At 48.0% G+C, this 21,649-nt stretch carries 23 protein-coding genes; 9 read left to right on the top strand and 14 right to left on the bottom strand.

The window, feature by feature from the left end; translation table 11 throughout:
* Nucleotides 1-10: 10 nt before the first annotated feature.
* Together CWI73_RS06965 and purE are read right to left on the bottom strand one after the other, a co-directional pair.
* A complete protein-coding gene (locus tag CWI73_RS06965; RefSeq protein ID WP_126752120.1) occupies nucleotides 11-1,099 on the bottom strand; it encodes an ATP-grasp domain-containing protein in 1,089 nt (362 codons plus the stop codon).
* The gene (gene purE / locus CWI73_RS06960) at nucleotides 1,096-1,587 is read right to left on the bottom strand and encodes a 5-(carboxyamino)imidazole ribonucleotide mutase (RefSeq protein ID WP_126752119.1); all 492 of its coding nucleotides are present in this window, start codon (nucleotides 1,585-1,587) and stop codon (nucleotides 1,096-1,098) included. The genes CWI73_RS06965 and purE overlap by 4 nt, the downstream gene beginning before the upstream one ends.
* A 183-nt stretch (nucleotides 1,588-1,770) precedes the next feature.
* On the opposite strand from purE, the gene CWI73_RS06955 reads away from it, so the two are divergent.
* The 3 genes from CWI73_RS06955 to CWI73_RS06945 all read left to right on the top strand — a co-directional run bounded on the left by CWI73_RS06955 (nucleotide 1,771) and on the right by CWI73_RS06945 (nucleotide 4,455).
* Nucleotides 1,771-2,316, top strand: a complete 546-nt coding sequence (locus tag CWI73_RS06955; protein ID WP_053954127.1) for a hydrolase — start codon at nucleotides 1,771-1,773, stop codon at nucleotides 2,314-2,316.
* 181 nt (nucleotides 2,317-2,497) lie between these two features.
* A complete protein-coding gene (locus tag CWI73_RS06950) occupies nucleotides 2,498-2,704 on the top strand; it encodes a cold-shock protein (RefSeq protein WP_006954095.1) in 207 nt (68 codons plus the stop codon).
* A 179-nt stretch (nucleotides 2,705-2,883) separates the two neighbouring features.
* Nucleotides 2,884-4,455: a methyl-accepting chemotaxis protein gene (locus CWI73_RS06945; RefSeq protein WP_126752118.1), complete on the top strand. Its 1,572-nt coding sequence runs from the start codon at nucleotides 2,884-2,886 to the stop codon at nucleotides 4,453-4,455.
* Here the strand turns inward: CWI73_RS06945 and cysE are convergent.
* From cysE to CWI73_RS06925, 4 genes are all read right to left on the bottom strand, one after another.
* Nucleotides 4,452-5,264 (bottom strand): serine O-acetyltransferase, encoded by an 813-nt coding sequence (gene cysE, locus CWI73_RS06940; protein ID WP_126752117.1) that lies wholly within the window; start codon nucleotides 5,262-5,264, stop codon nucleotides 4,452-4,454. The genes CWI73_RS06945 and cysE overlap by 4 nt on opposite strands.
* A gap of 9 nt (nucleotides 5,265-5,273) precedes the next feature.
* A complete protein-coding gene (locus CWI73_RS06935; RefSeq protein WP_126752116.1) occupies nucleotides 5,274-5,732 on the bottom strand; it encodes a DUF2489 domain-containing protein in 459 nt (152 codons plus the stop codon).
* Entirely contained in the window at nucleotides 5,732-6,148 is a 417-nt protein-coding gene (gene yihI, locus CWI73_RS06930) for a Der GTPase-activating protein YihI (protein ID WP_126752115.1), read from the bottom strand. Before yihI ends, CWI73_RS06935 begins: the two co-directional genes overlap by 1 nt.
* A gap of 624 nt (nucleotides 6,149-6,772) precedes the next feature.
* The gene (locus CWI73_RS06925) at nucleotides 6,773-7,399 is read right to left on the bottom strand and encodes a c-type cytochrome (RefSeq protein ID WP_126752114.1); all 627 of its coding nucleotides are present in this window, start codon (nucleotides 7,397-7,399) and stop codon (nucleotides 6,773-6,775) included.
* 201 nt (nucleotides 7,400-7,600) lie between these two features.
* Here CWI73_RS06925 and yihA point away from each other — a divergent pair, with 201 nt between their 5' ends.
* Both yihA and CWI73_RS06915 read left to right on the top strand, forming a co-directional pair.
* Entirely contained in the window at nucleotides 7,601-8,212 is a 612-nt protein-coding gene (gene yihA, locus CWI73_RS06920) for a ribosome biogenesis GTP-binding protein YihA/YsxC (protein WP_380298940.1), read from the top strand.
* Nucleotides 8,202-9,140 carry a DMT family transporter gene (locus tag CWI73_RS06915; protein ID WP_126752113.1) on the top strand — a complete coding sequence of 313 codons (939 nt, stop codon included), beginning with the start codon at nucleotides 8,202-8,204 and terminating at the stop codon, nucleotides 9,138-9,140. Before yihA ends, CWI73_RS06915 begins: the two co-directional genes overlap by 11 nt.
* Before the next feature lie 121 nt (nucleotides 9,141-9,261).
* Here CWI73_RS06915 and polA read toward each other — a convergent pair whose 3' ends face one another.
* The 7 genes from polA to dprA form a co-directional block, all read right to left on the bottom strand.
* A complete protein-coding gene (gene polA / locus CWI73_RS06910; RefSeq protein ID WP_126752112.1) occupies nucleotides 9,262-12,027 on the bottom strand; it encodes a DNA polymerase I in 2,766 nt (921 codons plus the stop codon).
* Nucleotides 12,028-12,424: 397 nt separating this feature from the next.
* Nucleotides 12,425-13,267: a shikimate dehydrogenase gene (gene aroE / locus CWI73_RS06905; RefSeq protein WP_126752111.1), complete on the bottom strand. Its 843-nt coding sequence runs from the start codon at nucleotides 13,265-13,267 to the stop codon at nucleotides 12,425-12,427.
* Nucleotides 13,264-14,181 (bottom strand): oxygen-dependent coproporphyrinogen oxidase, encoded by a 918-nt coding sequence (gene hemF, locus CWI73_RS06900; protein WP_126752110.1) that lies wholly within the window; start codon nucleotides 14,179-14,181, stop codon nucleotides 13,264-13,266. Before hemF ends, aroE begins: the two co-directional genes overlap by 4 nt.
* Nucleotides 14,174-14,734, bottom strand: a complete 561-nt coding sequence (tsaC, locus tag CWI73_RS06895) for an L-threonylcarbamoyladenylate synthase type 1 TsaC (RefSeq protein ID WP_126752109.1) — start codon at nucleotides 14,732-14,734, stop codon at nucleotides 14,174-14,176. The genes hemF and tsaC overlap by 8 nt, the downstream gene beginning before the upstream one ends.
* Nucleotides 14,735-14,766: 32 nt before the next feature.
* On the bottom strand, nucleotides 14,767-15,279 hold the full coding sequence (locus CWI73_RS06890) for a DNA topoisomerase family protein (RefSeq protein WP_126752108.1): 513 nt from the start codon (nucleotides 15,277-15,279) through the stop codon (nucleotides 14,767-14,769).
* Complete coding sequence (locus CWI73_RS06885) at nucleotides 15,279-15,752, bottom strand: DUF494 family protein (protein ID WP_126752107.1); 474 nt, start codon at nucleotides 15,750-15,752, stop codon at nucleotides 15,279-15,281. Before CWI73_RS06885 ends, CWI73_RS06890 begins: the two co-directional genes overlap by 1 nt.
* A 3-nt stretch (nucleotides 15,753-15,755) precedes the next feature.
* Nucleotides 15,756-16,793: a DNA-processing protein DprA gene (gene dprA, locus CWI73_RS06880; protein WP_241968857.1), complete on the bottom strand. Its 1,038-nt coding sequence runs from the start codon at nucleotides 16,791-16,793 to the stop codon at nucleotides 15,756-15,758.
* Between the two features lie 63 nt (nucleotides 16,794-16,856).
* On the opposite strand from dprA, the gene def reads away from it, so the two are divergent.
* From def to trkA, 4 genes are read left to right on the top strand one after another with little or no spacing between them, the layout of a single operon-like run.
* Nucleotides 16,857-17,381: a peptide deformylase gene (gene def, locus CWI73_RS06875; protein ID WP_053954113.1), complete on the top strand. Its 525-nt coding sequence runs from the start codon at nucleotides 16,857-16,859 to the stop codon at nucleotides 17,379-17,381.
* A complete protein-coding gene (gene fmt, locus CWI73_RS06870) occupies nucleotides 17,381-18,328 on the top strand; it encodes a methionyl-tRNA formyltransferase (RefSeq protein WP_126752106.1) in 948 nt (315 codons plus the stop codon). The genes def and fmt overlap by 1 nt, the downstream gene beginning before the upstream one ends.
* Nucleotides 18,325-19,653, top strand: coding sequence for a 16S rRNA (cytosine(967)-C(5))-methyltransferase RsmB (rsmB, locus tag CWI73_RS06865; protein ID WP_126752105.1), 1,329 nt, complete (start codon nucleotides 18,325-18,327; stop codon nucleotides 19,651-19,653). The genes fmt and rsmB overlap by 4 nt, the downstream gene beginning before the upstream one ends.
* Entirely contained in the window at nucleotides 19,650-21,026 is a 1,377-nt protein-coding gene (gene trkA / locus CWI73_RS06860; protein WP_126752104.1) for a Trk system potassium transporter TrkA, read from the top strand. The genes rsmB and trkA overlap by 4 nt, the downstream gene beginning before the upstream one ends.
* Here trkA and CWI73_RS06855 read toward each other — a convergent pair.
* Complete coding sequence (locus CWI73_RS06855; protein WP_126752103.1) at nucleotides 21,023-21,649, bottom strand: YigZ family protein; 627 nt, start codon at nucleotides 21,647-21,649, stop codon at nucleotides 21,023-21,025. The two genes, trkA and CWI73_RS06855, sit on opposite strands and share 4 nt — an antisense overlap.

The following is a 21,649-nucleotide window of genomic DNA, read 5'->3' as shown; positions in this document are numbered from 1 at the left end:
GCAACGAGCGTTAACTCACTAACAGTTGCAGTTTATCCGCCCAGGTTGAGGCCAGGTTCTCACCGCGCTCAAACGAGTCGATCATTATATTCACGTGGCCCACTTTTCGACCGGGTCGCGCATCCTTACCATACCAATGGCAGTCGGCAGCAGCCGCTTCCCATAAAGCTTCAGGAATACCCGCAACACCAATGACGTTCACCATCAGAGTAGGCGCAATGAGCAGTTCGGGCAGCGGTAAACCGGTAATAGCACGAATGTGCAGGTTGAACTGGTCACAGTTAGCACCACTCATCGTCCAATGCCCGGAGTTGTGAACCCGCGGAGCCACTTCGTTCACCAGCAAATGTTGGTTTTCGCCTTCACCAACGACAAAGAACTCAATAGCTAATACGCCCACGTAATCCAGTGCGTCGGTCAGCTTCTTGTGATGCTCTTTAGCCAACGCTTCAAGCTCTTTAGAAAAGTGCTCTGCGCCAGCCAGACTGTAAGACAAAATGCCCTGTGTATGAACATTTAAGGTCAGCGGAAAACAACGCTGTTGCCCCTTGTGTGAACGGGCACCAACAACCGACACTTCGTCGGTAAAGTTAATCATGTCTTCAACAATACCCGGGCGTTGCCCTGCCTCTTCAGCGACAGCAGCAGTGTCCTCACCCGGTTTCCAGCGCCACTGGCCCTTGCCGTCGTAGCCGCCTTTCGCCGACTTAATAACAACCGCATGGTCACAACTTTCTAAAATAGCCGTCAGCTCAGCTACATTCTCATAAGCCTTCCAGGCCGAAGTCGGAATATCCAGCTCATCACAAAGCGCTTTTTGCGTACGACGATCAACTAAACCGTTAAAGCGCTCCGCTTTTAATAAGAACTTATCGGCAGTTTTAGCAACCAGCTCTTCGCCTAAGTGCTCGTGCTCCCAGGTGGTTACATCCGCCCAGTCATTGGCCTCGGCTAACGTCATCGCCAAAGGTTGTTGGCTACCTAAAGCCATCACCTTATCCAGCCGGTCACTGTATAAAACACATTCATGCCCCTGCTGAATAACGGCTTTACCCAGCATTTGACCTAACTGTCCGTTGCCAAGGATCAAAATTTTCATTTTGGCAGCTCCAAATCTGAGTTAGCCATCACTTTTTCTTTCTGCGCTTTGCGGAATTCATGGACGCGTTTGCGTACTTCGCCGTCAAAGCTGCCAATTACCTGAGCCGCCAGCAAACCCGCATTGGCCGCACCGGCATCACCAATCGCCAGAGTACCAACAGCCACACCTTTAGGCATTTGCACAATTGATAACAAGCTGTCTAAACCTTTTAACTGCTTGCTTGGAACCGGCACACCAAACACAGGAATAGCCGTATAAGCCGCCAGCATACCCGGCAAGTGAGCAGCGCCACCGGCGCCGGCAATAACCACAGGCACTCCGTCTTGCTCGGCTTGTTCCATCGTCGACTTAAGTAAGTCCGGCGTACGATGCGCAGAAACGACCTTCGCCTGCCATTTTACGTTCAGCGATTCCAGCATTTCTGCTGCTTTTTGCATTACCGGCCAATCGGACTGGGAACCCATTAGAATCAATACCGGAGCCATGGTGTCACCTTTTATTTACTGTTTTGGATGTGCATCTGCATTTGGAAAGGCGGGAATTGTAGCTATTGGCGGGCGCGACTGCAAATTTACTGCGGATTTTTTAAGCAGGTTACGACTTTTTGCTAATCGTCTTGTTAATCCGCTAAAGTAGAATGCAATAAAACATTGCTAATGAGGTATTCCATGTTGCTTTCAGCCCAAGACTCGCTGCTTCTTATTGTCGACGCTCAGGAACGGCTGTTACCGGCCATTCACCAGCGAGACATTGTCACCTCTCGTATGCGCTGGCTGGGTGAAATTGCTATGCAGCTGGACGTACCCATTTTAATTACCGAGCAATACCCTAAAGGCCTGGGCTACACCGTCAGCTCTTTGCAGGAAATTATTGAAGCCGGTCGTGTGGTTGAGAAAACGCACTTCAGTGCATTGAAAGAGCAAACGTTTCGCGATGTTCTTAGTGAATACAATAAAAAACACATTGTCGTCATGGGGATGGAAACTCACGTTTGTGTCATGCAAACTGCCATTGATATGCAAAACGCCGGCTACCAGGTGTTTTTGCCGTCTGACACTGTTGGCTCACGACGTCCCACAGACAAAGAATGTGCGATAGAGCGCATGAGAAACTCGGGCGTTGAAATTATTACCTCCGAAATGGCGGCGTTTGAATGGCTTGAGAAGTCTGGCACCGATACTTTCCGCCACATTAGTCGTAACTGGTTAAAATAAAACAAGGTCTTGTTGACTCGGGCTGTATTAAGCGTATACTCGAAGCCGCTGAGAAAATTTCGGCTATTGATTTGAGATTATTTACGAAGTCCTTTTTGCTGTACCTCGTTTTGTAAGTCCAAGTAATACCAAGTTTTTTGAGCATTTTTGTTTTTAACATGCACTACGAGGAAATATCAGCATGTCTACTACTACTGGTAAAGTAAAATTCTTTAACGAAGCAAAAGGCTTCGGTTTCATCGAGCAAGAAAATGGCGCAGACGTATTCGTACATTTCAGCGCTATCCAAGCAGACGGTTTCAAAACTTTGGCTGAAGGCCAGCAAGTTTCTTTCACCGTTGCTCAAGGTCCTAAAGGTCCTCAAGCTGAAAACGTAGTTCCTATGTAAGGAACTCTTAGTGCACATTGTGCATTAAGCGTTTTAAAGAATTTCGAAGCGCCGCTTTTTAAGCGGCGTTTTTTTATGGAAAAAACAACTTTATTCCGGTTTTCCCTAAACTTTCCCCCCAAAAATACGATAACCTTACTAATGTTGATGTTAATCAAACTTCTGTAATAAAGGTTGCTATGAAAAATAATGGTCCGGTTACCGGCAAAGAACACCGCTTTCCCGAACACTATCGGCTAATTTCGTCGACAGATCTAAAAGGTGTTATTCGTCACTGCAATGAGGACTTCGTCAAGGTCAGCGGTTATACACGGGACCAGCTCATTGGTTCGCCACACAACATTCTGCGTCACCCGGATATGCCTGCGAGCGTATTTGAAAACATGTGGAAGACCATTAAACGCGGTAAACCCTGGATGGGGCTTGTCAAAAACCGTTGTAAGAATGGCGACCACTATTGGGTTAGTGCCTATGTCACGCCCATTATGGAAGACGGAAAGCCTAAAGGGTTTGAATCCGTTCGCGTTGCAGCGTCGGACTCTCGAAAGAAAAGAGCACAAAACATTTATGATCGCTTAAACGCAGGCAAGCACGCATTACCTTTAGCACAGCGTTTATGGCTTAGCTGCAAAGACTTGATGCCCGTAGTAATACCAGGCGCCGTAGCCAGTGCCGTCATTGCCTTAATGGGCCAGCCCATTTCAGCGCTCATTGCACTGGCTGCAACCGCGGTAACGACCTTTGCTTACGGCGCCTATATTGGCCGTATGCTACAAGGGCTACTCAACCTACGCCCGGAAGCATTCGACTCTGAGCTGGTCGGTATGACCTATTTCGATATGCAGGGCCGCGAAGCAAAACTGGCAATGCAGTTGCTAAGTGAAGGCGCACGTAATAGAACCGCACTAAGCCGCATGAAGGACGCAGTGTCGGGACTTCTCACTATTGCAGAAGACACGCATCAGCAAGCAGCTGACAGTAAGACGCAAATTGACAAACAAACAGCATCGACCGAGCAAACGGCAACGGCAATGAACGAAATGTCCTCAGCTATTCAAGAGGTCGCCGACACCGTTGAGCGTAATGCACAGCAAGCCGAGTCTGCTAATGCGAACGTTGAGAACAGTGTCCGTCTAGCCCGTCAGGCAAGTGATGTCATTGTCAGCTTGCACGATGCAGTTAAAGAGATTGCTCAAACAGTCCATGAGCTCGATCAGTCAACTGGAGCTATTGGCGAAGCAGCAGATTTAATTTCATCTATTGCTGACCAAACCAACCTGCTGGCGCTCAATGCCGCTATTGAAGCCGCTCGCGCTGGTGAGCACGGTCGGGGTTTCTCGGTAGTCGCCGACGAAGTACGTAACCTGGCTCAGCGCACAACGCAGTCAACAGACAGCATTCATCAGGTTATTCAACAGCTGCGCGACAAAGCCAGCAACGCAGTGTCTGTATCCAATAAAGGCGAAGAAGCCGCAGCGGACGGAGTTAACAAGGTTCGTGAAGCCGATGCGGCGTTAGGTGAAATATCAACGGCTATTCAGGAAATTTCAGATATGTCGACCCAAATGGCATCGGCGGTTGAAGAGCAAAGCGGTGTTGCAGAACACATTAGTGAACAAATCACTTCCATTGCTGACACCGCTCGTTCCACTCAGGCTACGTCTGAACAGACACAACACTCAAGCACAGAGCTGCAAGCAACCATAAAACAGCTCTACTCGCTTATTGAACGTTTCGACTTGAAGTCCTAAGGGTTATCTTGCTCTTTATGATGAGCGCGTCGCTCAGCGGCGCGCTCGGTTTCTTCCAAAAAGTCCACATCATCAACATCGACTTCAGGAATTTCACCACAAACATCCCCACCAAGCTTATTGACCGCCTGGCACAGATCTGAAACTTTATTATCCAAAACTTGCACATGATCGAGCATACGACCTATAGCAGTCGCCACCGGATCGGGGTTGTCCGCTGAAATCGCATACGCATCGAAGCCGTATTCCTTTGCCATTTTCTCACGACGTTCGCTGGTCTCTTTATCGACCCCCGATTTCGCCACGCGAGCGGGTATGCCAACAACCGTCGTTAACTCAGGAACATCCCGTACCACCACGGCATTCGAGCCAATTCTCGCTTGCTGTCCAACGGTTAGAGGACCCAACACCTTTGCGCCGGCACCAATAACAACACCGTCTTTCAACGTTGGGTGTCGCTTGCCTTTATGCCAGCTGGTGCCCCCTAAAGTAACCCCATGATACAAGGTCACATCATCACCAATTTCAGCGGTTTCACCAATAACGACACCCATGCCGTGATCAATGAAAAAACGGCGTCCAATTTTGGCTCCGGGATGAATTTCTATTCCGGTCAACCAGCGCGCGACGTTTGAAAGAAAACGAGCCAACCAGTAAAGCTTCCAAGTCCAGAGTTTATGGCTTATGCGATGAAACCAAATGGCATGCAGTCCAGGATAATGGAACAGCACCTCCATTGTGTTTCGAGCAGCCGGATCACGGTCGAATACACTGGCGATATCTTCTTTCATTCCTTTAAAAAACGCCATGCGGCCTCCTCAGGCGGCGGGAAAGTTTTTCAATAGCTTGTCGACGTCTGCAAGAATAATGTCGCGCATCGTTTTCTCATAACCTTCACGCTCATCATCAAGTGCGCGAATTTTTTTCTTCGGAAACTTCTTACGGTTTTCATGCGTCGGCATGTGCTTTATTTTTTCATACATGTCGTGCATCGCCGGGTAATCCTGCGAGTAGTCATATTTTACAGCTTCCGGTCTATGATCAAGCAGCACAACAATGCGCAGACAGCCCTCAGAAAGCGGGCATTGCTCTTGCTGCATCGCTTTAGCAATCGTAATAATACTCTCATCAATCCTATCAATACGCTTTTGCACCGCCGCTTTACGTATATTATTCTGACCCCGCAGGCGTAACATTAGCGTTGTGGCATACCAGCCAAGCCCAATAATAATAACGAGCCCAAGTATGGCTATCACCCAAAGTAATTCACTGGACATTAGTACTCCTCATCATCCCAGTCGTCATCAAGCTCGTAGCCCAGCTTGCTGACAAGTGTCTCATAACGCTCTGACTTTTCGTCCAAATAACGTTGATCGTCAGCGCTGAGCGTTTCACCTTCCTCAAAGCGCTCGACCAAACGCTGCAAACGTTCATCATTTTGCAGCTGCTGAAGCTCCTGCTCAGGCGTCATCACGAGCTCTATTTTACGGCGGCTACCAATGCGAGGATCTTTCTCGTCCGTACTTTTACTTTGAGCAACACCTGCTTTTTGATTCTCTAAATGCCGCTGGCCCGGTCGCAGACCTTTCCCTTTCTTTTTACCTTTAGTGCTTGTTTCACTTGGGCGCTTGTCTTTTGGCTGCTTCGAAGGCGCCAAAGGACCTGTTTTACGTGTTTTCTTTCGGCGAGTCATTGTCGCTCCTGGTTAGGAAAACTTTAAAGTAAAGATATAGGGGTATTGTAACGCAAGAATGCGTAAAACGTCATTGTTGGAATAATAATGAGGGCAGAAAAGAAAAAAGGCGATGTTTCCATCGCCTGCTTTCTCATAAGATGGGCAGCGCACTGCTACTATGAGAATGGTTGTCACTGCTTCCGAGTTTGTTATTGCGGTCTTCCGTAACCTGCTTTTATTGTTGTTATTATTAAATGGAGCAACCGCAAGCCTCTCGGCTATTTACTCCCTGGATTATCGATAAATGAGATGACCGTTTATAAAAACGAAATCTAACTTTTCGATAATCTCCTCGACCTCTTGTTATTTTTTTGTATCGAGTCAGCTGTATTTTTACAGTCTTTTTATTATTTTCTCAAGGGTTCTGTGCCAATTATTTTTGTTTTTGTCAGGCTACATCGTCCTCGAGCGTTGTTTACAATACTTGAACCAAATATTAATTCAACAACTTTCTTGATCTAAAAACCAACTTTTTTATTACTTTTTGTTAACAATGGGAAAACAGCTTACTTATTATTAGCTTAACCATAAAAAAAGCGGCTTTAAGCCGCTTTTAGTCTGTTTATTGGCTTGTAAAGAGGCTTAATACAAGCCGCTTAAGAATTTTGACATCAGCTCAATTTCTTCATCTGTCATCTTTTCAGCAACACCGCGCATCATACCATTGGGGTCATTTGCACGTTCGCCGCTGCGGAACATTTCCAACTGAGACTTAGTGTAAGCTGCGTGCTGACCTGAAATGTCCGGGAATGCCGCCAAGCCCATTCCGTTACCACGAGGTCCGTGACAACCTGCACATGAAGGAACATTAGTTTCTGGGTTACCACGACGGAAGAAATCTTCGCCCTTAGCAATTAAGTCTTTTGGCGTTTCCCCTTTAGGCTCATCCTGAGACGCAAAATAAGCGGCTAAATCGGCCATGTCCTGCTCAGACAGACTAGCAACCTGGCCCATCATTACGGCGTTATTTCGACCTTCTTCGCCGCCTGTTTCAGACGCCAGTTTAAAGTCTTTTAATTGCTTTAACAGATACTTTTCATGCTGACCGGCCAGGTGCGGGTACATATCGGTCGGAGATTCACCATTGGGCCCATGACAAGCCGCACATACCTGCGATTTCTCTTTACCAGCTTCGGCATCGCCACTTTGCGCTAATGCGATACCCGTGGTACCGAAGAAAAGTCCCAATAAGATTGCGAATTTTTTCATGTTTGCTTCTCTTCTGTTCTGGATGGCGCCATGCGCCCCAACAAATCACCTTAAACAGGTTGCTATTTTACACAAAACTTGTGTGGATTAAATGATTAATAGCTAATCTATCTGGAATTCATCGTTGGCTGACGTGCTCAGATCATTCATAATGGCGTCTGTCTTTGCTTTTTTAACCAATAAGTGACCCTATCTGTGTCGATGAAACCTTTGAACTACGCAAGCGCCAGCTTTGTTACCAGCGCGCCGGATATTACCAAGTTACCGCCTGATACGGGAATAGAGATAGCCTTTGCCGGACGCTCAAACGCCGGCAAGTCAAGCGCTCTCAACACGCTTACACGGCAGAAGTCGCTGGCAAGAACCAGTAAGACTCCGGGCCGTACGCAGCTAATTAACGTGTTTGAGCTCGACAGTGGAGAGCGACTTATCGACCTACCCGGCTATGGGTTCGCCAAAGTCCCTATGGCTGTTAAAGAGAAATGGCAAAAAGCATTGGCTGAATACTTGCAAAAGCGCGATAGCTTAAAAGGCATTGTGGTACTCATGGATATTCGCCATCCGTTCCGTGAAACTGATCAAGAGCTTATCTACTGGGCTGCGGACTGCGGCATTCCTGTACTGGCGTTGCTGACAAAAGCAGACAAATTAAAGCAAGGTGCTCGTAAATCAACCGTTCTACAAGCTCGGCAAGCCGCTATTGCCTTCAACGGAGATGTTCAGGTCGAAGCCTTTTCGTCATTAAAGCGCATTGGCGTCGAGCAGCTCGAAAACAAACTTAATGAGTGGTTTGGCAGCCAAGATGACGGATAACCAACACCCATTAAGCGCCTGGTTGCTGTTAGGGCTGCTGTCTCTTATTTGGGGTAGCTCATTTTTGCTGATTAAAAAGGGGCTTATCGCTTTTGGTCCAATGGAAGTCGGTGCGTTAAGAATCAGCTCGGCCGGCATTGTGTTAGCACCATTTATTGCGAAGCGTTTGAATAAAATAACGCGTAAACATTGGTTGAAATTAGCCAGCGTTGGGTTAGTCGGTAGCTTCATACCGGCTTTCATGTTCGCAATTGCACAAACGCAACTGGCCAGCGGTGTCACCGGCGTGCTGAATGCACTTACACCTATCACCACACTGGTTATCGGTGCCCTGTTTTTTCACCAGTCTGCTCGTATAGCTCAAGTTATCGGCATTATTATTGGTTTAGGTGGCACGCTGTTGCTCATTACCGCATCCGCTAACGGCGGCTGGAACTTTAATCTCTACGCACTGTTAGTCATGGCTGCAACCGTTTGCTATGGCCTTAACCTGAATCTGATAAAGCATAAAATAACCGACCTCGCACCACTGACAATAACCGGCATTTCATTATTAATGGCTGCAGTACCTGCAACGATTTATCTGTTTGCTGGCACTGACTTTATGACGCAAGTTCAACAACCGGGCGCAATGCTGTCTTTAGTGTCGATATTGGTTTTAGGAATTATTGGTACGGCCGGCGCCTTAGTTATTTTTAACCATGTGGTTCGTTTAACGAACACAGTATTTACCAGCTCAGTGACGTACCTTATTCCGGTTGTTGCGGTTTTGCTGGGTGTACTAGACGGTGAACCTTTCTGGCTTCAGCATGGTGTCGGTATGGCAGCTATTTTGGTTGGTGTTTGGTTTGCTAACCGTAAGGGCCGCTCCGGGCTTGCGGGGATGCCTGCGCGGGACAAAAACAACTCGACTCAGAAAAGCGCATAAAAAACCCGGCTCAAAAGAGCCGGGTAAAAAGTAATCCAGGGAGAACAATTTGTTGAGGGTGGATTATTTCCCTCAATTAATCTGACTAGGGTGCTCAAAAAAAGTTCAGCTTTTTTTGAATCTAGTGTGCTTCATCCCAGTTTTTTCCTTTTCCTGCCTCTGCAATTAGAGGCACATCAAGGCGTGCAGCGTTTTCCATAACTGCTGTTAACTCTTTAATATAGTCGTCCAGTTTTGCTTCTTTTATCTCAAAGACCAGTTCATCGTGAACCTGCATTAGCATGCGCACATCGTCCTTGCAGTTATTTGTATCTATCCAGTCCGCCACCTGCAGCATCGCCTTTTTAATAATATCAGCCGCCGTGCCCTGCATTGGTGCGTTGATAGCCGCACGCTCAGCACCTTTTCGACGCGCTCCGTTACTTGCTTTTATGTCCGGCAAAGGCAAACGACGACCAAATAAGGTCTTAACGTACCCTTGCTCTTTCGCTTGTTTACGCGTGTCTTCCATATACTTCAACACGCCCGGGAAGCGCTCAAAATATTTGTCCATATAATGCTGTGCATCGTTACGAGCAATACCAAGCTGACGCGCCAAACCAAATGCCGACATACCATAAATAAGCCCAAAGTTTACTGCTTTAGCTTGTCGACGCTGCTCATCAGTTACTTCTTCAGTTTTGCATCCAAAGACTTCTGCTGCCGTTGCCCGGTGAATGTCCAGCCCTTCGGCAAAGGCATTCAGCAGTGACTTGTCCTGCGACAAGTGAGCCATAATACGCAGTTCTATTTGACTGTAATCGATAGCCACTATTTTATAGCCATCTTCCGGAACAAACGCCTGGCGAACGCGGCGTCCTTCTGCGGTTCGAATTGGGATATTCTGCAAGTTCGGATCCGTCGATGACAGTCGTCCGGTTGCGGCAACCGCTTGCTGATACGAGGTATGCACACGTCCCGTATCCGGGTTTATCATTTTCGGCAGCTTGTCGGTATAGGTCGATTTTAACTTAGACAAGCTACGATGCTGCAAAATAACATCCGGCAACGGATAGTCATGCGCCAGCTCGTGCAAAACTTCTTCCGCCGTTGAAGGCGCCCCTTTAGGCGTCTTCTTAATCACCGGCAACTGCAGCTTCTCGAAAAAAATACGCTGTAACTGCTTGGTCGAGCCTAAATTAAACTCTTCACCGGCAATGTCGAACGCCTTTTTCTCAAGCTCAGCCAGTTTTTCGGTAATTTCCTGACTTTGCTTACCCAGCAAATTAGCGTCAATTCGAACGCCGTATTGCTCCATATCGCGCAGCACCGAAATAAGAGGTACTTCGATATCGGTTAAAACACTTTGCAGCTCACTGCCGGTTTCTTCGACTTTTTTCCAAAGCACTTCATGCAGGCGTAAGGTTATGTCTGCGTCTTCAGCTGCATAAGGCGCAGCTTTCTCCAGTTCAATTTGGTTAAAGGTCAGCTGTTTTGCGCCTTTACCAGCAATGTCTTCAAAACTTATCGTTTTATGGTTTAGATAATGCAGGCTCAGAGTGTCCATGTCGTGGCGTGACCCGACGCTATTAAACACATAAGACGCCAGCATGGTGTCATTTAAAATACCACCCAGGCGAATGCCATAGCGACGTAAAATATGCGCATCATACTTTAAGTTCTGGCCCACTTTTTTCGGGCTGTCACCTTCTAAAATCGGCTTCAGCTTTTCCAGCAGCCAGTCACGACTGACTTGTTCAGGGGCGTCCATGTAATCATGTCCTACCGGGATATAAACCGCTTTACCGGGTTCTTTCGCCAATGACACCCCCACCAACTCAGCCTGCATATAGTTCAAACTGGTGGTTTCTGTATCAAAAGCAAAAAACGGCGCTGAGGACAGCTCCTTCAAATAGTCTTCGACATCTTTTTCCGTTTGCAGAGTTCTATAATTCTCCGAAGAGATATCGCTACTGACTTTATCAGAGCTTTCTTGACCCAATGCTTGATCCGTCGCAGCGCCCTGCTCCATAAGCTCGCCTAACCAACGGCGAAACTCACACTGACCATAAAGCTCGGCCAGCTTTTCCGAATCTGCCGGTTGAATATGGAGATCATCCGGGTGCATGGGTAGCTCTACATCGAGCTTTATGGTGGCCAACTCACGCGACATGAGGAGTTGATCTTTGTACTCACGAAGCTTATCCGGCATAGACTTAGCCCCACGGAATGACAAAGATGTTACCGCCTCAACATCTTCGTAAATTTTATCAATACTGGGTATGCCCTGAAGCATCGCTTGCGCAGTCTTTTCGCCCACTTTTGGAAGACCCGGAATATTATCTGAGCTGTCACCCATAAGTGCCAAGTAATCAATAATTTGTTCAGGCTTAACCCCAAACTTTTTCTCAACACCGTCGGTATCAAGCAAGGTATCAGTCATGGTATTAATTAGCATGACATGCTCATTCACCAACTGCGCCATGTCTTTATCGCCAGTGCTAATCAAGGTGAAACGTCCTTGGTCACCCGCTTGCTGGGCTAATGTGCCAATAACATCATCGGCTTCGACACCGTCAATACAAAGCAGCGGCAGGCCCATGGCTTTTACGATATTGTGCAGCGGCTCTATCTGGCTTCTGAGGTCATCCGGCATTGGCGGCCTGTGCGCTTTATACTCTTCGTAAATATCGCTTCTAAACGTTTTGCCTTTGGCATCAAAAACCACCGCCATGTGCGACGGCTGATACTTTTTCAAAAGACTGCGAAGCATATTTACTACGCCGTATATTGCGCCGGTTGGCTCGCCATTCGAGTTGGTTAAGTGTGGTGGCGCATGAAAAGCACGAAATAAGTACGATGAGCCATCAACAAGAATAAAGGGGTTCTCAGGAACTGTTGCCGACATAGGTTTTGTGTCCGATTAAGCATTTCCTATAGGATGCCACATCTGAGGGTTTCGCACCACTGAACACCCTGTGCATAAGCTGTTGATATGTTTGTTAACAACGTATTTCGCCACAGTCAGAAAACAAAGTTTCCCCGTGTCTTTTAAAATAGCTAACTTATTGATATAGAGGGATTTAAAACGGCAGGTACCCTGACATACCTTATTATTTTTATCATTCAAGCTTCTCTGTGGAAACTTGTCGATTTAGGTTTCAGCAAGACTGAAAAACTTTCCCAAACCGGTCAAACAGACTACCACAAAATTCGGGATGATCTACTACCAAAATCCATTTTTTTATATTCTTTTGTTCGGTAACTTTTAAGCCTTATAAGACTTTTCGTAAATTGCTTATAAATCAATAGGTTCTAGGCCTTAACTTAGACATAACAAAGGTCGTATCCGGTCGTTCACCACCCATCCATAATTGGTAAGAGGACGCCGCCTGCTCAATCAGCATACCCAGGCCATCTGCACGGTTTTTAACGCCAGCCTTTTCCAGTTGTCTAAGAAAATGGGTAGGAGTGTCGCTGTACATTAAGTCATAGCCCCATGCATCATCCGCAAAACTCCCCGGCAATGGAATGTCGATATTGTGAAGACTACTGCTGGTGGCGTTTACGACTGCATCAACCTGTTCGTTAATACTCTCGGCATTTGATACAACCTGAATATTTTCGGCACCGTGAACGCTCAAATCGACAAGCAGTTGCTTAAGCACCTGGGCTTTTTCCAACGTTCGGTTAACCAAATACACCTTCGCCGGATTCAAACTCAGTAATGCCGGTAACACGCCGCGAGCCGAGCCGCCCGCACCCAACAAGACAAGTGAGCGCCCACTTACATCAAAACCCTCGCTATTTAAGTCTTTAACTAAACCTTCACCGTCAGTATTATCTCCAACAACAAGGCCTGAACCGACTTTTATTAAAGTGTTTACTGCGCCAGCAACCCGCGCTCTATCCGTTAAGGTGTTCGCCAGTTGTGCAGCTTGCTCTTTAAACGGCAAGGTAACATTCGCACCCGAGCCACCGTTTCGAAAAAACTGCGCTACCGCTTTTGGAAAATAAGCCGGCGTTGCAAGCATTCGCTCGTACAAAATACGTTCATCGCGAAGCTCTGCAAACAAACTATGAATGATTGGTGACAAGCTGTGGGCCACCGGATTGCCGAAAACACCTAAACGCACTGGGTTCGTCATTTCTCTGCCAGCCAGTCTCGGGGTTGCAAATAATAAGATGTTAGCTGTTCTTCGGGCGAACCAGGCTCCGGTGTCCAGTTGTACTCCCAACGCACAAGCGGAGGCATCGACATTAAAATTGATTCCGTACGGCCACCTGTTTGCAGGCCAAACAAAGTGCCTCTGTCCCAAACCAGGTTAAATTCAACATAACGCCCGCGGCGATACAGCTGGAAATCTCTGTGGCGCTCCGTGTAAGGCGTATCTTTACGGCGCTCCACTATCGGTAAATAAGCCCGGGTAAACGCACCACCCACCGCCTTTATTACCGAAAAGCATTCTTCGAATGGTCGGTCGTTCAGATCATCAAAAAAAACACCACCCACACCACGCGCCTCATTGCGGTGTTTAAGGAAGAAGTAGTCGTCACACCATTGTTTGTATTCTGGATAAAAGGCTTCATCAACGCTGTCTAACGCCTGTTTCGCGGTTTTATGCCAGCCAACAACGTCTTCTTCAAACGCATAAAACGGAGTTAGGTCAAAGCCACCACCGAACCACCAGACCGGCTCCTCGCCTTCTTTTTGTGCAATGAAAAAGCGCACGTTCATATGAACAGTGGGTACGAATGGGTTTTTAGGGTGCAACACCAACGATACGCCGCAGGCATTAAAGTCACGACCTTCAAGCTCCGGCCGATGCGCAGTTGCAGAGGCAGGCATTTTTTCACCATACACATGCGAGAAACCGACGCCGCCTTGCTCAAAAACAGCCCCGTTTTTCAATATTCGTGAGCGCCCGCCGCCCCCGCCTGGGCGGTCCCAGCTGTCTTCCTGAAACTTTTCTGCACCGTCTGCCTCTTCTAGCTGTTGGCAAATACTGTCCTGCAGTGCCATTAAGTAGTCTTTTACTTGCGTTAAATAGCTACTATGCATCGTCTCGAAGCACCTTATTGCTAAATGGGTCGATAATACGAGTCGGGTTCTTAGCGCCGCCGGTTGGGGCATCCATTACCCAGCTGACTTTATCACCAAACTGCTGTTTAACTTCTTCGGCGGTACGTGCCGGCTCTTCGCCAGTTAGGTTGGCACTGGTGGACACCAATGCATGACCAAGCCCACGGCATAACTCTCTTACCGCTTCATGAGCTGACACACGTACAGCAATAGTGTCTCGCCCGCCAGTCAGCAGCCGCGACGTTGTTTTCCTTGCTGGCAGAATAAGCGTCACAGGCCCCGGCCAGTGAGAAAGCACGGAGAACCGTTTATCTTGCGGTATAGCGGTATCATCGACGTACGGCAGCAATTGGCTGTAGTCAGCGGCAATTAAAATAACGCCTTTTTCTGCAGGGCGCTGTTTTAAGCTGAGTAATCGTTGAATAGCAACTTCGTTGGACGGGTCACAGCCAAGCCCAAAAACGGCTTCTGTTGGGTACGCTATCACCCCGGTTTTTACCGCCTCTTTCGCGGCTTCCCAGTCGTGAGACATAGCACTCTCTCTCGTTAAATCGTTGCGGGGTATTATAGCGTGTCAGATTTATAGTCGCATTGCTTTTGTATACAGACTTTTCGCACACCGGAGGCCGTTTTTCGCTTCACTAGCAGTGCAAAACCACACTTGGGGCAAGACTCATCCACGGGAGGCTGATTCACCGTAAATTGGCAGGTGGGGTACTGGTCGCAAGCGTAGAATACGGTGCCTCGGCGGGAGGTTTTTTGTCGTAGCTGACCTTTTTTACACTCAGGGCATTGAATGGTGTCGTCATTACCCGCATCAGGTTCAGTAACGAACTCGCACGCCGGGAAGTTACTGCACCCGACAAATAAGCCATAGCGACCGCTTTTCAGTTGCAATTCTTCGCCGCACTCAGGGCAAGGAACGCCTAAGTTTTCCGGCTCTATTTCAGACTGTTCTCTTAAGCCACGCTTGTAGTCGCAGTCCGGGTAGCCTGTACAGCCTAAAAAACTGTTATGGCCAACATGCTTTATAACTAACAGCCGCTGACAACGCGGGCAGCGTTCATCAGCGGACATTAATGTAAGGGTCCGTCTGCTTCTTCGAACAGAAGCCCTTCCATCTGATCATAAGCGGCTTCTTGTCCGGGCACATTAAACAACACCATCAAAACAACCCATTTTAGGTCGTCTAATGTAAAGCGGCTTGTTTCCAGCTCCATGACACGATCAATAACCACTTCACGCGTAGCAAAGTCCAACACGCCCAAGTTTTCCAGATACATGATAAAACCACGACACTGGCTATCCAGACGAGTCATTTCATCGGCCGTATAAATGCGAGTTGCCTGAGTGGCTGATGCATCGATGTAGGATTTAGTTTCTAACTCTTGTAAGTCGGCCAAGCACTCTAACCACGCTAACGCCTTTTGAATTTCCTGTTCACGGAAACCAGCGCGCGTTAATTCATTGGTCAGCTCGTCGTGATCGACCACCACTTCCATTTCAGAATGGATATAGTTTTCAAATAAATACATGAGGATATCAAACATGATTTAGCGCCTCCCCACTTTGATATAACCGCCTGGTACGGCTGCCACAAGTCCTTCTAATTCGTATAACACTATCTTCTCCATGACTTCAGCAACCTCGAGTCCGGACAATTGTACCATGTCATCAATTGTTCGTGGCTCTGAATTCAGACTAGCGAACAAACGGCAGTTTGCCAAGCTTTGATTCTCTTCGTGCGGTTCGCCGCCATCGACCGAGCCGGTAGCGCTTACCCCAAACCAATCAAGAATATCCTGTGGTGTGTTAATAAGCTTAGCGCCTTGCTGTAATAACCAATGACAGCCCTGGTGTTCCGGCATCAGCACAGAGCCCGGTACCGCCCCCACTTCCCGACCTTCATTAAGACCATGAATAGCCGTCGACAGAGAGCCGCTTTTACGAGCCGCCTCGACCACCACAACAGCCTGACTAATACCACTAATAATACGGTTGCGGCGCGGGAAGTGATCAATTCTGGCAGTCTGTCCCGGCGGAAATTCAGAAATCAGCAGCCCCTGATGAGCAATGAAATCTTGCAGCGTTTTATTTCTGCGTGGGTAATACTGATCGATTCCTGTCCCAAGCACCGCAATGGTTTTGCCTTTATCCGCCGCAGTTTTGTGCGCCTGTGCGTCAATACCCATTGCCAGACCGCTTACCACCACGATACCTGCAGCAACCAAGTCTTTTGCTATCCAGTCCGTAATTTGCAAGCCACTGTGCGATGCTTTTCGGCTGCCGACAACAGCCACTCCGACGCCTTGCAACAATTCTTTGCGCCCCCGGTAATACAGCAGCCACGGCGGATTCTGAATAGACTTTAGCGGCTCAGGATAGTCATCACAAAAATACGAAATGACTCCCTGCCGCTCCGTTTGCGTCCATGTTTTCGCCGCTTTCACCCATTTAGGGTCGACCGGTTTAAACGATTGCCCCCATCGTTCAGATAGCTCGGCAATAGAGGCACACTCCCTCGCGGCTTTCTGTACCTTGTTTGACGCCCTTGACGCCCCCATTAATAAACATAACTGCTCAGCATCCATGCCCTGTCCTTCACCGGTCAATTTAAGGTAAACTATAGGGTAGATGAAGTTTTGGAGGTTTCTATGGCAAAAATGACAGTTCTTAAATATCCCGACGAACGTTTACGTAAAGTCGCACAACCAATTGCGAAAGTAGACGATTCTATCCGTGCGGTTATCGATGATATGTTCGAAACCATGTACGACGAACAAGGTGTTGGACTTGCGGCGACGCAAGTAGACGTGCACCAGCGCTTGTTTGTCGCTGACTGCAGCGAAGATCAAAATGAACCACTGGTTTTTATTAACCCGGAAATAACCAAGGCCGAAGGGCATTTTAAAAATGACGAGGGCTGCCTGTCGTTCCCGGGGGTTTACGCCAAAGTTGAACGGGCCGAGACCATTACTGTTAAAGCGTTGGATAAAAATGGTGAAGAGTTCTCAATGAATGCAGAAGGCTTACTGGCTATTTGTATCCAGCACGAAATTGACCATTTAAACGGCAAGCTGTTTGTAGATTACCTATCGCCATTGAAACGTGAGCGCATTCGCAAGAAGCTTGAAAAAGAGCAGCGTTTAGCAGAGAAGTTTGCTTCGGAAGCCCAATAATGCGCATCGTTTTTGCCGGAACTCCTGACTTTGCGGCACAGCACTTGTCGCACCTTTTAGACACTGACTTTGATATTGTCGGTGTCTATACCCAACCTGACCGCCCTGCCGGGCGCGGGAAAAAATTACAGCCTAGCGCCGTTAAGCAGCTGGCTGAAGCCAATCAATTACCCGTATTTCAGCCCGAGTCGCTGAAAACGGAGGAAGCACAGCAACAGCTCCAGGCATTAAAACCGGATGTCATGATTGTTGTCGCTTATGGTTTACTGTTGCCACAGGCGGCGCTCGATATTCCCGCTAAAGGTTGCCTGAATGTTCACGGCTCACTGCTACCAAAATGGCGAGGTGCAGCCCCTATTCAACGAGCGGTATGGGCAGGCGATACAGAGTCAGGCGTTGCTGTTATGCAAATGGAAGCAGGGTTAGATACAGGCCCTGTACTACTGGAAAAGCGCTGCGCAATTGACCCTAACGAAACTTCCGCATCGCTGTATAAGAAGCTGGAAGCACTTGGCCCACAAGCTTTAGTTGAAACGCTGAGAGACCTGGATGCATATCAGGCGAACGCAACCGTTCAGGATGATACACAAGCCACTTATGCGAAAAAACTCAGCAAAGCAGAAGCGAAAATAGACTGGAATGAGTCCGCCGCTTTTATAGAGCGATGTACTCGCGCATTTACTCCCTGGCCTGTCAGTTGGTGCGAGTCTGACCAACTGGGTGAACAGAAAACCATTAAAATACTCGAAGCTGAAATTGCACAAGGAGCAACCCGGGAGGCTCCCGGAACTATCCTACAAAGCTCCAATGACGGCATTGATGTTGCCACCGGAGACGGTGTTCTAAGAATTACTAAAGCGCAGATGCCGGGCAAGAAACCACAGCCCGCTGCTACGCTGATAAACGGTTACGCCAAAGTATTTGCTGAAAGCCTACAGCTATCATGAGTGAGCCTAATAAAACCGAAAGTAATGGCTCAGGAGCCGCGAGCCGAGCCGCCGCTGCCACTGCGCTTTTTCAGGTGTTGGAAAAAGGTGAGTCTCTATCGACCGCTTTACCCAATGCTACAGCAACGCTTTCTGCGTCAGATAAACGCTTAGCAAGTGCAATAAGCTATGGTGTATTGCGTGTCCTGCCGACATTAAACAAATTAGTAGGTGCTAAGCTTCAGCAACCCCTTAAAGGTAAGCTTAAGATTCTGCATTATCTGTTGCTGGTCGGTGCTTATCAGCTCTATTGCCAGCGGATAAAAGACCATGCGGCCGTCAGCGCGACGGTAGAAGCCGCTGCCGTTTTAAAAAAGCGAAATAACAAAGGCTTGGTTAACGGGGTGTTACGCCAGCTATTGCGAGAAGCGCCCGAGGCAAACGACAACTTTGAACGCCAATTACCTGAAGACAACAACCAAAATCACCCGCGCTGGCTGGTTCAGCAGCTAGAAAACGACCACGGTAATAAGACAGAGGTTATTCTTCAGGAAAATAACCAGCATCCGCCAATGTGGCTGCGGGTCAATGAGCGGCTGTTTTCTCGTGATGATTATCTTCGTCAGCTGCAAGACGGAGGCATAGAAGCAGTTGCAGACCCTCAGGCCCGTAATGCCATTAAGCTGTTAACCCCCTGCTCTGTCGATAAACTTCCCGGCTTCCACGAAGGTGCCGTTTCCGTACAAGATCGTTCAGCCCAACTTGCGGCAGATTACTTAAACGTGGACGCCAATCATCGTGTGCTCGACTGTTGTGCGGCGCCAGGCGGTAAATTGTTACACCTGTTGGAAAGACACACTTTTGATTACCCCGTTCAAGCGGTTGAACTCGATGCAAACCGAATAGAACGCATTAAAGAGAACTTAACACGTCAGCAACTCTTCGCAGAGGTTCATTGCGCAGACGCTGCAGATACTTCAGCCTGGTGGGACGGCAAGTCCTTTGACCGTATATTATTAGACGCCCCCTGCTCGGCTACCGGTGTTATTCGTCGTCACCCCGATATCAAATGGCTGCGCCGCCAGAGCGACATAAGCGAGCTTGCAGAGCTTCAGGGCAAAATATTGAGGGCGTTATGGGAAACATTAGCGCCTGGCGGCGAACTTCTGTACGCGACGTGCTCTATATTACGAGATGAAAACCAAACGCAGGTTGAGGCTTTCCTAAAACAGCACAGCGATGCTACTCTCATACCCATAGAGGCGAATCGGGATATGTTGCAAATTTTACCCGGTGAAGCTGACGGCGACGGATTCTTTTACGCGAGACTCAAAAAAGCACAATGAAAATTATCATACTTGGGGTTGGTCAGGTTGGAGGCACGCTTGCTGAAAACTTAGTCGGTGAAAAGAACGATATCACGATTGTCGACACAAACGCCGATTTGTTAGACGACCTGCAGGACAAATATGATCTGCGCGTGGTAGCAGGAAATGGCGCTCACCCGGACGTTTTAAGGCGTGCGGGGGCAGACGATGCCGACCTGCTTATTGCTGTAACCAGCAGCGATGAGACCAATATGATTGCCTGCCAGGTCGCGTACTCTATTTTCAATACGCCAAAGAAAATTGCCCGGATTCGCTCAGAAGAATACATTCGCTACAAAGATCAGCTGTTTCATAATCAGGATGCGCCGGTCGATAACATCATTTCACCTGAGCAGCTCGTTACCAATTACATTAAGCGGCTTATTGATTACCCCGGCGCTTTGCAGGTTATGGAGTTTGCCGGTGGCCGTGCGTCTCTCGTTGCCGTAAAGGCTTATTATGGCGGTAAGCTGGTGGGCCATGCTATTTCCACCTTGCGCGAGCACATTCCCAATATCGATACCCGTGTCGCAGCCATTTACCGTCAAGGTAAGCCTATTCGCCCAACCGGAACAACGGTTATTGAAGCCGACGATGAAATATTCTTCATCGCGGATACCCGACACATTAGTACGGTCATGCAAGAGCTACAAAAGCTTGAAGACAAGTATCGCCGAATTATGATTGTTGGCGGCGGTAATATTGGTGCAGGCTTAGCGAAGCAGCTTGAAAGTGATCATCGGGTTAAGCTGATTGAACGCTCTGAAGCGCGAGCCGAGGAATTGTCTCAGCGCCTGGAGCACACTTTAATTTTCCGGGGCGATGCGTCTGACCAAAAGCTATTAGAAGAAGAACACGTTGAAGACATTGATGTTTTCATTGCCGTCACCAACGACGATGAAGCCAATATCATGTCGGCCATGCTGGCTAAACGTATGGGCGCACGCAAAACCATGGTGCTTATTCAACGCAGTGCTTATGTCGACTTAGTGCAAGGCGGAGAAATTGATATTGCCATTTCGCCGCAACGAGCAACCGTGTCGGCATTACTGACCCACGTCCGTCGAGGCGATATTGTTAACGTTTACTCTCTGCGAAAGGGTGCTGCGGAAGCTATTGAAGCCATCGCACACGGAGACGAAGACACCTCAAAAGTGGTTGGTAAAGCCATTAAAGACATCAAATTACCACCGGGTACAACCATCGGCGCAATCGTGCGTGGTAACGAGGTGCTTATGGCACACAGTGAAACCATCATTCATTCGGACGACCACGTTATTCTGTTCTTACTGGATAAGAAGTACATTGATCAGGTTGAGCGAGTTTTCCAACCCAGTGCAATGTTCTTTTAATCGATGGGTTCATAAGGCCGCAGTTGCACACGCCCTTGTGTGGCGGCCTTTAGTTTTTCCTGTAGTTCATCCACTTTAGACGGCTCTATTCGTACTTCTTGTTTAATAATGTCGCTGTATTCAGCTTCCCAAACCTCAGCGTCATAACGCTCAAAAAGCGGCTCAACAGCCCCTTGGTCGGTATAGTCAAAATTGACTGAAAAGGGTTTTTTGAATATTAAGGTTTCGGCAGCTAAGTCAGGCAAAGCTTCAAGTACCGCATCTTTATAGGCTCGCTGAAGACCGCCTGTACCTAACTTCGTTCCCCCAAAGTATCGAACAACCACAGCGGTTACCTGTCCTATACCGACGTCACACAGTGCCATCAGCATAGGCCTGCCCGCCGTTCCAGAGGGCTCACCGTCATCACTATAAGCATAACCGTTACTGTCATTAGGGTGACCAAATATCGAAGCCGTGCAATAGTGGCTCGCTTTTGGGTAGCGCTTCTTAACTGACTCTTTGAAGTCGATTGCTTCTTCAGGGGTTTTCGCAGGGCTTATACACGCTATAAACCGACTGCCTTTTACTTCAATTTCTGCTTCAGCATCACTTATGGCAATTAAATAGCTCTCGTCTGACAA

It is taken from the genome of Idiomarina piscisalsi, assembly GCF_003987095.1.
Taxonomy (GTDB): Bacteria; Pseudomonadota; Gammaproteobacteria; order Enterobacterales; family Alteromonadaceae; genus Idiomarina; species Idiomarina piscisalsi.
The sequence above is the reverse complement of the archived record's forward strand: the minus strand, read 5'-3'. Positions and strand labels throughout refer to the sequence as shown.

What these genes read in the sequence shown, in the direction of transcription:
- hemF (WP_126752110.1), bottom strand. Translation starts at nt 14,181, where the DNA reads ATGCATAGTAGCTATTTAACGCAAGTAAAAGACTACTTAATGGCACTG.
- CWI73_RS06955 (WP_053954127.1), top strand. Translation starts at nt 1,771, where the DNA reads ATGTTGCTTTCAGCCCAAGACTCGCTGCTTCTTATTGTCGACGCTCAG.
- CWI73_RS06885 (WP_126752107.1), bottom strand. Translation starts at nt 15,752, where the DNA reads ATGTTTGATATCCTCATGTATTTATTTGAAAACTATATCCATTCTGAA.
- CWI73_RS06950 (WP_006954095.1), top strand. Translation starts at nt 2,498, where the DNA reads ATGTCTACTACTACTGGTAAAGTAAAATTCTTTAACGAAGCAAAAGGC.
- CWI73_RS06925 (WP_126752114.1), bottom strand. Translation starts at nt 7,399, where the DNA reads ATGAAAAAATTCGCAATCTTATTGGGACTTTTCTTCGGTACCACGGGT.
- CWI73_RS06945 (WP_126752118.1), top strand. Translation starts at nt 2,884, where the DNA reads ATGAAAAATAATGGTCCGGTTACCGGCAAAGAACACCGCTTTCCCGAA.
- aroE (WP_126752111.1), bottom strand. Translation starts at nt 13,267, where the DNA reads ATGACGAACCCAGTGCGTTTAGGTGTTTTCGGCAATCCGGTGGCCCAC.
- trkA (WP_126752104.1), top strand. Translation starts at nt 19,650, where the DNA reads ATGAAAATTATCATACTTGGGGTTGGTCAGGTTGGAGGCACGCTTGCT.
- yihI (WP_126752115.1), bottom strand. Translation starts at nt 6,148, where the DNA reads ATGACTCGCCGAAAGAAAACACGTAAAACAGGTCCTTTGGCGCCTTCG.
- CWI73_RS06935 (WP_126752116.1), bottom strand. Translation starts at nt 5,732, where the DNA reads ATGTCCAGTGAATTACTTTGGGTGATAGCCATACTTGGGCTCGTTATT.
- tsaC (WP_126752109.1), bottom strand. Translation starts at nt 14,734, where the DNA reads ATGTCTCACGACTGGGAAGCCGCGAAAGAGGCGGTAAAAACCGGGGTG.
- CWI73_RS06965 (WP_126752120.1), bottom strand. Translation starts at nt 1,099, where the DNA reads ATGAAAATTTTGATCCTTGGCAACGGACAGTTAGGTCAAATGCTGGGT.
- yihA (WP_380298940.1), top strand. Translation starts at nt 7,601, where the DNA reads ATGAAACCTTTGAACTACGCAAGCGCCAGCTTTGTTACCAGCGCGCCG.
- rsmB (WP_126752105.1), top strand. Translation starts at nt 18,325, where the DNA reads ATGAGTGAGCCTAATAAAACCGAAAGTAATGGCTCAGGAGCCGCGAGC.
- dprA (WP_241968857.1), bottom strand. Translation starts at nt 16,793, where the DNA reads ATGGATGCTGAGCAGTTATGTTTATTAATGGGGGCGTCAAGGGCGTCA.
- def (WP_053954113.1), top strand. Translation starts at nt 16,857, where the DNA reads ATGGCAAAAATGACAGTTCTTAAATATCCCGACGAACGTTTACGTAAA.
- fmt (WP_126752106.1), top strand. Translation starts at nt 17,381, where the DNA reads ATGCGCATCGTTTTTGCCGGAACTCCTGACTTTGCGGCACAGCACTTG.
- purE (WP_126752119.1), bottom strand. Translation starts at nt 1,587, where the DNA reads ATGGCTCCGGTATTGATTCTAATGGGTTCCCAGTCCGATTGGCCGGTA.
- polA (WP_126752112.1), bottom strand. Translation starts at nt 12,027, where the DNA reads ATGTCGGCAACAGTTCCTGAGAACCCCTTTATTCTTGTTGATGGCTCA.
- CWI73_RS06915 (WP_126752113.1), top strand. Translation starts at nt 8,202, where the DNA reads ATGACGGATAACCAACACCCATTAAGCGCCTGGTTGCTGTTAGGGCTG.
- CWI73_RS06890 (WP_126752108.1), bottom strand. Translation starts at nt 15,279, where the DNA reads ATGTCCGCTGATGAACGCTGCCCGCGTTGTCAGCGGCTGTTAGTTATA.
- cysE (WP_126752117.1), bottom strand. Translation starts at nt 5,264, where the DNA reads ATGGCGTTTTTTAAAGGAATGAAAGAAGATATCGCCAGTGTATTCGAC.